Origin of the sequence: Streptomyces sp. NBC_00443 (genome assembly GCF_036014175.1) — a bacterium.
Taxonomy (GTDB): Bacteria; Actinomycetota; Actinomycetes; order Streptomycetales; family Streptomycetaceae; genus Streptomyces.
Genome location: NZ_CP107917.1, coordinates 8762780 through 8775222, shown reverse-complemented (window position 1 = coordinate 8775222; position 12443 = coordinate 8762780). Strand labels below are relative to the sequence as shown.

The 12443-nt window shown below is 70.4% G+C and carries 8 protein-coding genes and 2 pseudogenes; 6 read left to right on the top strand and 4 right to left on the bottom strand.

Annotated features, from left to right (window positions below; all coding sequences use genetic code 11):
* Positions 1 to 54: 54 nt before the first annotated feature.
* From OHO27_RS40045 to OHO27_RS40030, 4 genes are all read left to right on the top strand, one after another.
* Positions 55 to 1518: a cytochrome P450 gene (locus tag OHO27_RS40045; protein ID WP_328429825.1), complete on the top strand. Its 1464-nt coding sequence runs from the start codon at positions 55 to 57 to the stop codon at positions 1516 to 1518.
* Entirely contained in the window at positions 1493 to 2509 is a 1017-nt protein-coding gene (locus tag OHO27_RS40040; protein WP_328429824.1) for a (-)-alpha-amorphene synthase, read from the top strand. The genes OHO27_RS40045 and OHO27_RS40040 overlap by 26 nt, the downstream gene beginning before the upstream one ends.
* Before the next feature lie 185 nt (positions 2510 to 2694).
* Complete coding sequence (locus OHO27_RS40035) at positions 2695 to 3138, top strand: hypothetical protein (protein WP_328429823.1); 444 nt, start codon at positions 2695 to 2697, stop codon at positions 3136 to 3138.
* Positions 3135 to 5603 (top strand): ATP-binding protein, encoded by a 2469-nt coding sequence (locus OHO27_RS40030; protein ID WP_328429822.1) that lies wholly within the window; start codon positions 3135 to 3137, stop codon positions 5601 to 5603. Before OHO27_RS40035 ends, OHO27_RS40030 begins: the two co-directional genes overlap by 4 nt.
* Positions 5604 to 5605: 2 nt before the next feature.
* Here OHO27_RS40030 and OHO27_RS40025 read toward each other — a convergent pair whose 3' ends face one another.
* Positions 5606 to 7156, bottom strand: a complete 1551-nt coding sequence (locus OHO27_RS40025; RefSeq protein ID WP_328430690.1) for an acyl-CoA synthetase — start codon at positions 7154 to 7156, stop codon at positions 5606 to 5608.
* Positions 7157 to 7179: 23 nt separating this feature from the next.
* Positions 7180 to 8289: an NAD(P)H-dependent flavin oxidoreductase gene (locus tag OHO27_RS40020; RefSeq protein ID WP_328429821.1), complete on the bottom strand. Its 1110-nt coding sequence runs from the start codon at positions 8287 to 8289 to the stop codon at positions 7180 to 7182.
* A 168-nt stretch (positions 8290 to 8457) separates the two neighbouring features.
* Here OHO27_RS40020 and OHO27_RS40015 point away from each other — a divergent pair, with 168 nt between their 5' ends.
* Entirely contained in the window at positions 8458 to 10233 is a 1776-nt protein-coding gene (locus tag OHO27_RS40015; RefSeq protein ID WP_328429820.1) for a serine hydrolase, read from the top strand.
* On the opposite strand, the pseudogene OHO27_RS40010 reads toward OHO27_RS40015, so the two are convergent.
* Positions 10199 to 10528: pseudogene (locus tag OHO27_RS40010) on the bottom strand (MmyB family transcriptional regulator); the annotation flags it as partial. The gene OHO27_RS40015 and the pseudogene OHO27_RS40010 overlap by 35 nt on opposite strands.
* 30 nt (positions 10529 to 10558) lie before the next feature.
* On the opposite strand from OHO27_RS40010, the pseudogene OHO27_RS40005 reads away from it, so the two are divergent.
* Positions 10559 to 10836, top strand: a pseudogene (locus tag OHO27_RS40005) (short-chain dehydrogenase); the annotation flags it as partial.
* A gap of 12 nt (positions 10837 to 10848) precedes the next feature.
* Here OHO27_RS40005 and OHO27_RS40000 read toward each other — a convergent pair.
* The gene (locus OHO27_RS40000; RefSeq protein ID WP_328429819.1) at positions 10849 to 12426 is read right to left on the bottom strand and encodes a phytoene desaturase family protein; all 1578 of its coding nucleotides are present in this window, start codon (positions 12424 to 12426) and stop codon (positions 10849 to 10851) included.
* Positions 12427 to 12443 lie beyond the last annotated feature (17 nt).

Here is a 12443-nt window from a genome sequence, read left to right as displayed (position 1 = left end):
CAAGTCCGTGGCACGTTCAGCGATTTCGCGTGCCGCGTCAGACAGGAGATATTCATGAGCAGTGTTGTTCCTGCACAGGAGCGAGTATGGCGGACAGGTACTGCACCAGGCATATTCCCCATCCTCGGTCACGGTATCGCGTTGTTCCGCCGACCGCTGGCGTTTCTGAATTCTTTGCCCTCGTACGGGGATCTGGTCGAGATACGGCTGGGCCCTCAGCGTGCCTGGATGGTGTGCCACCCGGAGCTGGTCCACGAGATGCTCAAGGACCCGCACACCTTCGACAAGGGGGGACCTCTCTACGACAAGCTCGGGAGGCTGATGGGCGACGGTCTCGTCACCTGTCGGCAACCGACGCATCGGGATAAGCGCAGGCTGCTACAGCCCGCCTTCCGCCCGTCCCACGTCGCCGAGTACACGGACCTGGTGACCGAGGAGGCCGAGGCGGTGTGCCGCGCATGGCCGGTCGGTCAGGACATTCCTGTCACCGAGGCGATGATGGCGCTCACGACCCGGGTGACCAGCCGTGTCCTCCTCTCCGATTCCCTGGACGACCCGACGACTGCCGAGGTACGGGACTGTCTCAGCGCGGTCGTCCGCGGCCTCTTCGTCCGCACCGTCGTACCGATCGACGCCCTGTTCCGCCTCCCCACCCCCGCCAACCGCCGCTATCGGCGCGCGCTCTCGCGCCTGCACGAGATCATCGACGCGGCGATCGCGGAACGTCGCCGGGGCGACGACCGCGACGACGTGCTGGGCACGCTGCTGAGGGCCGCGAACGGCGACGGACCGACGGCGGCGATCACCGATCAGGAGGTCCACGACCACCTGATCACGCTGCTGCTGACGGGCGTCGAGACCCAGGCGCTCGCCCTGGCCGCCGCCTTCAGCCTGCTGGCCCGCAATCCGGAGGCGGAGCGACGTCTGCACGCCGAGCTCGACTCCCTCCTCGCCGAAGGCCGGCGGCCCGGTCCCGAGGATCTGCCGCATCTCGTCTACACCCGGTGCGTCGTCTCCGAAACGCTGCGCCACTCGGCGCCCGGTTGGCTGTTCACGCGCGTCGCCACCAAGGAGACCGAACTCGCCGGATGCCGCCTGCCCAAGGGCGCCACCGTCCTGTACAGCCCCCACCTCCTGCACCACGACCCCTCGTCGTTCCCGGAACCCGAGCGTTTCGATCCCGACCGCTGGTTGCCGGGGCAGCCGACCGCCGGACAACGTCGCGCGATGATGCCGTTCTCCGCGGGCAACCGCAAATGCCTCGGTGACGAGTTCGCGATGGTGGAGGCCACCCTCGCGCTCGCGACCATCGCCGGCCGCCGGCGCCTGCGTCATCTGCCGGATCATGCCGACCGGAAAGCGCGCCCCGGGATCACGATGGGACCGCGTTCACTGGTCATGGTCTGCGAACACCGTTCACGTATGCCCTCCCCCGACTCGCGCACGCCCCGAGCGACAGCCGCCCAGCGCACGCCGGACACCGGAACGGCAGGTGAGCACGTTGTCGACAACGCATGAGGAAATCACCCTGGACGTACCGGACGGAATGCCGGACTCCAATCTCCGGGACCTGATCGACACCAACCTCCACATGCCTTTTCCGTTCCGGCGGAATCCTCGTGAAACCGAGGCCGCGGCCGGCGTCGACGCATGGCTGAGGGTATGGGGACTGACGGACGAACCGGATGTGGCGGCGATGATCGCCCGCACTCGTCCCGCCGAACTCGCGAGCTACACCAGCCCCACCGTGGATTTCGGCGTCCTGCAGGTTGTGGCCCACCAGATCGCCTATCAGTTCGTCTTCGACGACCTTGCCGAGGACCTCGGCCGAAGCTCTCCGGGCCGGCTGCTGCCCATGCTGTGCGAGAGCGTCGCGATTCTGCGGGACGGGCGACCGCCCAGCACTCGCCTCGGAGCTGCCCTGGCCGATCTCCACCGCCAGGTCCGGGAGCAGTGCACGCCCGCGCAGGCCGCGCGATGGGCCTGGCAGAGCTGTGAATACGTGCACGGCCTGTTGTACGAGGCCGTGGCTCAGGCCCATCCCCTGGTGCTGCGCACCGGCGACTGCACCTCCATACGGTCGCTGACCGCGGGCGTCGAGCCGTTCTATCCCCTGTACGAGGGCGCCAGGGCGAGCGAGCTGACCGACGCCGAGGTGCATCATCCCGTCGTGCGGCAGCTGAGCCGGCTGTCGGCCGACGCGGCGGTGTGGACGGCCGACCTGTTCTCCGCGGTGAAAGAGCAGCACGCGGGCGAAATGATCAACCTTGCCCTGGCCCACCAGCGCGAGCGACGGTGCTCCCTGCAGGCCGCCGTGCTCCTGGCCATCGAGGAGATCAACAGCACGATCGCGCAGTTCCAAAGGCTTTATGCCGGGATCGAACCGGCGTTGAGCACCACGGGCATCGGCTACGTGGAGGGCATGACCGGATGGATCCGCGGGTGCTACGACTGGGCCCGCACCGTGCCGCGCTACGCGGATGTGACGTCGGTGCCCGCCGTGCCGTAGACCCTCCGACACGCTCCCGCTTCCACTCACCCGGGAGACGTCCATCCGTGCCCCCTACCCAGCGGGCGGGCGTTCTCCCACCCATCGTTCACGATTCACCCTATGGTGCCCAATTCGGCCTGCCCCACCTCGACGAGGCGTACGCTCGGCTCCTCCGAGCCGAACGACAGAAGGCGGTACGGCACATGGCGATGGAGCCTCGGCACCCGATCACGGAACAAAGGACGTTGATCGAGCGCCGACGGGAACTTCAGGCCCTCGACGCCGCGTTCAAGGAACTGCGACGCGCCACGGACGGTGTGCCGCAGGGCAGGCGCAGGGGGCTGCTCGCCTTCAGCGGACCGGCCGGGCTGGGCAAGACAGCCCTCATCACGCAAGCACGTGAGCGTGCCATGGCATCGGGATTCACCGTGCTGTCGGGCAGAGGCGGGGAGAAGGAACAGGGATCGGCGTTCCGCGTCGTGCGCCAGCTCGTGCAGCCCTGGCTGGCGAGGATGGACGGAGCGGAACTCCGCGCCTTTCTGGGAAGCTGGTACGACGTCATGGCCGCCGTGCTCGGCCTCGAAGCGAGGGGCTGCGCCCCGCACCGGACCCGACCGGGGTCCGCGAAGGCCTCGACTGGGTCATGACGTGCCTCACCATCAGGAAGGCACCCGTTGTCCTGCTCCTGGACGACCTTCACTGGGCGGACGCCGAGTCCCTGAACTGGCTCGATTCCTTCGCGTCACGGGTCGATGACCTCCCCCTGCTGATCGTGGTCGCCTACCGGCCCGACGAACTGCCGTCCGAAGCGGGCGGACTCCGTACGCTCGTCGGACATCACGGAGACCGCCCTCACGACCTCGCATGCCTCACCGCCGACGGCGTGGCACAGATCATCAGGAGCCATGTCGGTGACGGAGCCGAAGACGTGTTCTGTAAGGAATGCTGGTCCGCCACCGGAGGGAGCCCCTTCGAGACGGTGGAGCTCGCCATCGGCCTCGCCGAGCGGAAACTGAGCGGCAGCGAGGGCGACCTGCCCGCGATGCGTGAACTTGCCGCCGCGATCAAGGGACCGGGGCTGATCGAGCGGCTGGAAGACCTCGACACCGCGACCGTCCGCTTCGCGCACTCCGCTGCCGTGCTGGGGTCGCCCTTCTCACCACAACTCGCCGCGACCATCGCGGTACTCGGCGACGAGACCGCCGCCGAGGCGACCCAGAAGCTCCGCGCGGCCCGGATCATCACCGACGGCCACGGACCCGAGGGTGAGCTCGAGTTCGTCCACCCGCTGATCACCACGACGATCTACCGGTCCATCCGCTCCGGCTTCCGGGCCGGTCTGCACAACGCGGCCGCGGACGCCGTCCTGAACGCGGGATACGGCCCCACCGCCGCCGCCCGGCACCTGCTGGAGGTGCCCTGCGAGGGCAGCCCCGAGACGGTGGAATGTTTGCGCGCGGCCGCTCGCGAGTATCTCGGCGCCGGGGCGACGGAGGCCGCCCGGCGCATGCTTACCCGCGCGCTGAAGGAGCCACCGAGCCCCGAGGACCGCGCCGCGGTCCTGCACGAACTCGCGTGCGCCACGTTCCTGATCGAGCCCACGGCCACGGTGCGGCATCTCCGACAGGCCCTGGCGGAGCCGGACGTCGACCCCGACCTGCGCGCCTCCATCGTCTATCGGCTGACGACGGCGCTCGCCCACACCGATCGGATGGACGAGGCCGCGACCGTGGCCGCCGAGGAGGCCCGGCAGGCCACGAACCCGCGCGTCAAACTGCGTATGCAGGCCGATCAGTTCGTCTGGAGCACGATGCGCGCCGACGATCCCGACTCACCCGCCCGCTCCCGGACACTGGCGCGGCTGGCCGAGCAACTGCCCGGCCGCAGCCTGGAGGAGCGCTACATCCTGGGACTGCGGGCCTGGGATGCCGTCCTGCGCGGCGAACCGCGCCAGACCGCTCTCACCTATGCGGAGAAGTCCCTGCGCGGCGGCATGAGCTGGACGGATGAGAACCGGGGCTTCGAGGTACCCCTTTCGGTCGCCCTGGTGTTCATGTACGGCGACCAACCGCGACGGGCCGAGGAACTGTTCGAGCAGGGCATCGCGGAGTGCGTGGGCAAGGGCTGGCACGGCTCCCACCTGGCCTTCGGCCAGTCCATCGCCGGCTATGTCCGCTACCACCGCGGTTGTCTGGCCGAAGCCGAGGAGCTGGTCCGGGAAGGCCTGCGCATCGCCGACAAGGTGGACGGCGTCGTGGCCGCCCAGTGGTACGGCGTCAGCGTCCTGATCCAGACGTTGCTGGCCCGTGGACGGATCACCGAGGCTCGCGCGCTCGCCGACGACCACCACTTCGGTGACATGGCTCCGAACGCCGTCATCTATCCCGACCCGCGCACCGTGTACGCGGAACTGCTCCTGGCGGAGGGACGGCACGCGGAAGCGGCGGCGCTGTTGTCCGCGGTGGGGGACTGGCTGGACGGGCGGGCCTGGCGCAACCCGGCCTGGTGCCCGTGGCAGCTGCGGCTCGCGACCGCGCTCGCCCCCACCGCCCCGGACGAGGCGATCCATCACGCCCAGGACGCCGTCAAGCGTGCCCGGGACTTCGGCGCCGCCTCCACCATCGGGCAGGCCCTCCACACCCTCGCCGAGGTGACCGGCGGGCCGGGCGCACTCGACCTGTACGCGGAGGCGATCGACTGCCTGGAGCAGTCCCCCGCCTCGTACGAACTCGCTCGCGCCCAAGTCGGCCACGGCGCCGCGCTGGCCCGCAGCGGCCGGCTCCAGGAGGCCGCCGACCGGCTCTACCAGGGCCTGGAAGGTGCCGTCCACTGCGGGGCCGAGGCGCTCGCCGCCCGCGCCCGGGAGGAACTCTCGACGGCCGGTCTGCGCCCGCTGCCCCTGCGCTACGTGCAGGCGGACACACTGACCGTGCAGGAGCACCGTACGGCCGAACTGGCCGTCGAGGGACGCCCGGTGGCTGTGATCGCCAAGGAACTGCACCTGACGGAGCAAGGCGTGCGGCAGTTGCTGTCCAGCGTCTACCGCAAGATCGGCACCGACGCGGCAGGCCTCGCCAGGGCCTTGGAGGCACCGCCTCGTATGCGTCCCTGACGTCACACGGGGCGCGTGCGCCCCTCCCAGTACGGTTCCCGCAACCGCCGCTTGTACAGCTTGCCGTTGGGATCCCGCGGCATCTCGGCGATGAAGTCCACGCTCTTGGGCCGCTTGTACCCGGCGAGTTGCCCGGCGCAGTGGTCGAGGATCGCGGCGGCGAGGGCGGGGCCGGGCTCGTGGCCAGGGGCGGCTTCGACGACGGCCTTGACCTCCTCGCCCCAGTCGTCGTGCGGGATGCCGAAGGCGGCGGCGTCGGCGACGGCCGGGTGGGCGAGCAGGGCGGACTCGATCTCGGCCGGGTAGATGTTGACCCCGCCGGAGATGATCATGTCGATCTTGCGGTCGCGGAGGAAGAGATAGCCCTCCTCGTCGAGACAGCCGAGGTCGCCCACGGTGAAGAAGTCGCCGATGCGGTTCTTCTTCGTCTTGGCCTCGTCCTTGTGATAGCTGAAGCCGCCGGTGTTCATCTTCAGGTAGACGGTGCCGAGTTCTCCGGGCGCGAGCGGGTTGCCGTCGTCGTCGAAGATCGCGAGCTCGCTGATCGGCCAGGCCTTGCCGACCGTGCCGGGCTTCTTCAGCCAGTCCTCGGCGGTCGCGAAGGCCCCACCGCCCTCACTGGCGGCGTAGTACTCCTCCACACAGGTGCCCCACCACTCGATCATGGCCCGTTTCACATGGTCGGGGCACGGGGCGGCGCCGTGGATGGCGTGCCGCATGGAGGAGACGTCGTAGCGGCCCCGTACGTCCTCCGGAAGCGCGAGGAGACGGTGGAACTGGGTCGGGACCATATGGGTGTGCGTGCACGTGTGGTTGTCGATCAGGCGAAGCATCTCCTCGGGTGTCCACTTGTCCATCAGCACCAGCCCGTGGCCGATGTGCAGGGACGCCCCCGCGAACTGGAGGACCGCGGTGTGGTAGAGCGGCGAGCAGACGAGGTGCACGTTGGCGTCGAACGGCTTGATGCCGAAGATGCCCAGGAAGCCGCCCAGGTAGGACTCCTCGGGCGGTTTGCCGGGCAGGGGGCGGCGGATGCCGCGGGGGCGGCCCGTCGTGCCCGAGGTGTAGTTCATGACCCAGCCGAGTTCGCGCCTTGCGGGTGCCGACTCCGGTTGTCCGTCGACGAGTTCGGCGTACGGCCGAAAGCCCTCGACCTCGCCGACGGCGTACCGGTGGGTGGCCGGGAGGCCGGCCTCGTCGGCGGCCTGACGGGCGGGATCGGCGTAGCGCTCGTGGGCGATGAGCACCTTTGCGCCGGAGTCGGCGACGATCCAGGCGATCTCGGGGCCGACGAGGTGGTGGTTGACGGGGACCAGGTAGAGGCCGGCCTGGGTGGCGGCCAGGTATGCCGTGAAGAACTCGACGCTGTTGGGGAGGACGACCGCGAAGGCGTCGCCGCGTCCGAGGCCGGCCGCGCGCAGGCCGTGGACGAGACGGTTGGCGGCGGCGTGCAGACGCCCGGCGGTCCACTGCTCGCCGTCGGGGGCGACGAGGACCGGGCGGTCGGGATCGGCGGCGGCCTGGGCCCAGAAGCCGACCGGCGGAGTGCTCACGGTGGGGGTGGCGGGGGTGCTCGTCACTGGCCGCTCCTTCCGGCGATGCGGTTGATGCGGTGCACGGCCTTCTCGAAGCCGCGGGTGAGGTCGTCGACGACGGCCTGGACACTGCGTTCGCTGTTCATCCGGCCCACGATCTGGCCGACGGGCGTGCCGAGCAGCGGCTCGACCTCGTACTTCTGGATCCGGGAGACGGCCTCGGCCACGAGGAGCCCCTGCAGGGGCATGGGGAGGGTGCCGGGCCCGTCCGGGTCGTCCCAGGCGTCGGTCCACTCGGTGCGCAGCTGTCGTGCGGGCTTGCCCGTCAGGGCTCGGGAGCGGACGGTGTCGCCCGATCCGGCGGCGAGCAGTTTGCGGGTCAGGCCGGGGGAATGCATGTCGGCCTCTGTGGTGGTCAGCCACATGGAGCCCAGCCACACACCCTGGGCGCCGAGAGCGAGTGCTGCCGCCACCTGTTGGCCGCTCCCGATGCCTCCGGCCGCCAGTACCGGCAGAGGGTCGACCGCCTCCACCACCTCCGGGGTGAGCACCATGGAGGCGATCTCTCCGGTGTGGCCGCCCGCCTCATAGCCCTGGGCGACGACGATGTCGATCCCCGCCTCAGCGTGTTTGCGGGCGTGCCGGGCGCTGCCCGCGAGCGCGGCGACGAGCACGCCCCGGTCATGGGCGCGTGCCACGACATCGGTGGGCGGTGAACCGAGGGCGTTGGCGAGCAGCTTGATCGGATAGTCGAAGGCGACGTCGAGCTGCGTGCGGGCGACCTGCTCCATCCACCCGGTGATCCGCCAGCCGGATACCTCACCCTCGGCCAGTTCGGGCACTCCGTACTTGGCGAGGGTGTCCTGGACGAACTGCCGGTGCCCTTCCGGGATCATCGCCTCGACGTCGGCTTCCGTGACGCCCTCGACCTTCTTCGCGGGCATGACGACGTCCAGCCCGTAGGGCCTGCCGTCGACGTGTGCCTCGACCCAGTCGAGGTCGCGTTTGAGGTCGTCGGGGGCGGTGTAGCGGACCGCGCCGAGCACTCCGAAGCCGCCGGCCCGGCTGATGGCCGCGGCGACGGCGGGGAACGGCGTGAAGCCGAAAAGGGCGTGCTCGACTCCCAGTTTCTTGCTCAGCTCCGTCTGCATGGGCGCAGGATGCCGCAGTCCTCCGGACGACGGAAGGCCTTTTCTGATGTACCGTCAGATCTATTGAGCGGCCTTCCCGTTGACACGAGTCCCACCTGACACGAAAGTTTCACCACGCAAGGTGATCCCGGAAAGATACTTTCAGCCGGAGTGGCGGGAGGAACCTCGATGACCGACGGCAGAACCGGACTGACCAGGCGTCAACTGGGCAGGACCGCAGTGGCCTTGGGCGGCGCCCTGACCATCGCCCCCTTGCCCGCTGGACCCGCGGCGGCAGCCGCAGCGGCGCCCACCGCAAGCCCCACCCTGCGCCACGGCTCCCCCGAGCGCGCCGGCCTCCTCCCCACCCACCTCCGCCGACTCGTGACCGATGCAGAGAGGTTCTTGGCCCCCTCCCCCAAGCACCCCTGGTACGCCGGCGCCGTCCTCCTCGCCGGCCGCGGCGGCACCGTGGCGCTGCACCAGCCCATCGGGATGGCCGTGCGCTATGAGGCGTACGACGAAACGAGCGACACCGGCGTGGAGTTTCCGTCGGACCAGCAGATCCCGATGGCCGAGGGCACCGTCTTCGACCTGGCCTCGGTGTCCAAGCTGTTCACATCGATCCTCGCGGTGCAGCAGATCGAACGGGGCGAGCTGGGGCTGGAGGCCACGGTCGCCTCCTACCTCCCGGACTTCGGCCGCGCGGGCAAACAGGACATCACGATCCGTCAGCTCCTCACCCACACCTCGGGGTTCCGTGCCTGGATCCCGCTGTACAACGCGCCGACGTACGAGGAGAAGCTCCAGCTCATCTGGAGCGAGGCGCCGCTGAATGCTCCAGGCACCAAGTACCTCTACTCGGATCTGAATCTGATCTCCCTCCAGCTCGTCCTGGAGAAGATCACCGGCCGCAGCCTCGACGTCCTCCTCCACGACGAGATCACCGGCCCGCTCGGGATGCGCCGCACCCGCTACAACCCGCCCGCCGCCTGGAAGCCGGGGATCGCGGCCACCGAGGACGCGCGGCTGCCGTGGTCCGGCCTGGACCGTGGGCTCGTCTGGGGTGAAGTGCACGACGAGAACGCCTTCAGCCTGGGTGGGGTCGCGGGCCACGCGGGCGTCTTCTCGAACGCGTGGGACCTGGCGGTCCTCGGCCGGACGCTGCTCAACGGCGGCGCCTACGGCAGCTGCCGCATCCTGGAGCCGGAGTCCGTGGAGCTGATGTTCACCGACTTCAACACCGCCTTCCCCGGCGACGAGCACGGCCTCGGTTTCGAGCTCTACCAGCACTGGTACATGGGCGCCATGGCCACCCCGCGCACAGCGGGACACACCGGTTTCACCGGCACCTCCCTCGTCCTCGACCCGACCACCGACTCATTCCTCGTCGTCCTCGGCAACTCGGTCCATCCGGTGCGCAGTTGGCGCTCCGGTTCCGCGCCCCGGGTCGCCGCGGCCGACAGCATGGCCCGTGCTGCAGCGGTCCGCCCGCGCCACGGCCGTACGGCATGGTTCTCCGGAATGGCGACCGCCACCAGCGCGACGCTCGTGCTCCCCGCCCTCGACACGTCCTCCGGCGAGGCAGAGCTGCACTGCGCCCTGTGGTGGGACACCGAGCCGCAGGCGGACGTCCTCGTCCTGGAGTCCACGACGGACGGCGGCACGACCTGGGCTGCGCTCCCCTTCGCGACGAAACGCCAGGGCGAACGACCGCAGGCCCATCCGACCGGCGCCGTCACCGGCTGGTCGGGCCGCGTCTGGCACCGCCTCACGGCGCAACTCCCCGCGCACCGGCAGCTGGTACTCCGCTGGCGATACACCACCGACAAGCTGTACGTGGGCCGCGGCGCGTACGTCGACGGGCTGCACGTCGAGACGGCGCACAGCGTCCTCTTCGACGAGGCCCGGCCGGCGGATGCGGCGCGGATCACGGCGAGCGGGTGGACCGCTGCCGCGAACTGACCGGTGAGCCGGCGCCGACGGCTCCGCCGGGCACGTCCAGGCGTTGCGTGCCGATGACCGACAGCAGTCGTAGCGCCTCCTCGGACGGCGTGCCCGGGGTGGCGGTGTAGATCACGACCCGTTGGTCACGGTCGGCGATGTCCAGGACGTCGCAGTTGACGGTGACGGGGCCGACGACGGGGTGGTCGAAGGTCTTGCGCAGCGTGGGTGCGGCGGTCACGTCGTGGGCCGCCCACAGCCGGGCGAACTCCTCGCTGCCGTCCAGGAGTTCGCCGATCAGCGCGGTGAGTTCCGGGCGAACTCGGCGACGTCCGAGACGCCGTAGAGCATCCAGCCGCCCGGCCCGCTGGACCAGCTGTCGGATGCCGAGTTGGACCGGATCGGCGCCGTCCCCCTTAGGGGGCGATCGTCAACAACTCCACCGTGGGCAGCCCGGCGGCCAACCCCGAGCTGCCGTGTACGGCGCCATGAAGCGGGCGGTCAACAGCCTCACCGCGTCGGCCGCCGTCACGTGCGGCCGTGGCTGCCGCATGGCTGCTGAGCGACCGCGCGTCCTACGTCACCGGCGTGATCCTGCGGATGGACGGCGGCGTCCGGGCCTGAACAGGGCCGGGGTCAGTCGCCGACCGCCTCCAGCACCGCCATCGCCGCGTTGTGCCCCGGCACTCCGCTCACCCCTCCCCCACGCACCGCGCCCGCCCCGCAGAGCAGCACGTTCGGGTGGCGGGTCTCCACGCCCCAGCGGCCGGTGTCCTCCTGGGCGTACGGCCAGGCCAGGTCGCGGTGGAAGATGTTGCCGCCGGGAAGGCGCAGATCGCGCTCCAGGTCCAGCGGGGTCTTCGCCTCGATGCAGGGCCGTCCGTCGGCGTCCGTCGCCAGACAGTCGGCCAGCGGCTCGGCGAGGTGGGCGTCCAGCTGGGCGAGCGTCGACTTCAGCAGTTCGTCGCGTACGGCGTCGTTGTCGCGCTCGAACAGCCGGGCCGGGGTGTGCAGGCCGAACAGGGTGAGGGTCTGGTAGCCCCGCTCGACGAGGGCGGGGCCGAGGATCGTCGGGTCGGTCAGCGAGTGGCAGTAGATCTCGGACGGCGGGGCGGCGGGGAGTTCCCCGGCGGCGGCCTGGGCGTGGGCGGTGGCCAGCTGGTCGTAGCCCTCGGCGATGTGGAAGGTGCCGGCGAACGCCTCGCGCGGGTCGACGGAGCTGTCGCGCAGCCGCGGCAGGCGCTTGAGCAGCATGTTCACCTTGAGCTGGGCGCCCTCGACGGGGTCCGCGGTGGTGTCGCCGGTCAGGGCGGCCAGCTCCTGCGGGGAGGCGTTCACCAGGACGTGCCGGGCGGTGACGACGCCCTCACCGTCGGCCGTGCGATAGCTGATCTCCGCCGTACGGCCGTCCGTGTCGATCCGTACCGCCTCGTGCCCGGTGACGACGACCGCGCCCGCGTCGCGCGCGGCCGTGGCCAGGGCGTCGGTGAGGGCACCCATGCCGCCGACGGGGACGTCCCAGTCGCCGGTGCCGCCGCCGATCACGTGGTAGAGGAGGCAACGGTTCTGCTTGAGGGACATGTCATGGGCGTCGGCGAAGGTGCCGATCAGGGCGTCCGTCAGGACCACACCCCGGATCAGGTCGTCCGCGAAACGGTCCTCGATCGCGACGCCGATCGGCTCCTCGAAGAGGGTCCGCCAGGCCTCCTCGTCGTCCACCCGGCGGCGCAGTTCCCCGCGGCTCGGCAGGGGCTCGGTGAGCGTCGGGAAGACCCGCTGGGCGACCTCGCCGGTCATGGCGTAGAAGCGCTGCCAGGCCGCGTACTCGCGCTCGCCGCCGGTCAGCCGGGCGAACGCCTCCCGGGTGCGCCGCTCGCCGCCGCCCACGAGCAGTCCGGTCGGCCGGCCGTCCCGGTCCACGGGCGTGTACGAGGAGACGTTGCGGGTACGGACACGGAAGTCCAGGCCGAGGTCCCGGACGATCTTCTTGGGCAGCAGGCTGACCAGGTACGAGTAGCGGGAGAGCCGTGCGTCGACGCCGGCGAACGGCCGTGTGGAGACCGCGGCGCCCCCGGTGCGGTCCAGTCGCTCCAGCACCAGCACGGACCGTCCGGCCCGGGCCAGGTAGGCGGCGGCGACGAGGCCGTTGTGGCCTCCGCCGACGATGACGGCGTCGTACGTGCGGTGTCCCGGGTGTCCCTCGTCTGCTGGCATGGTTCTTCGTAACACGT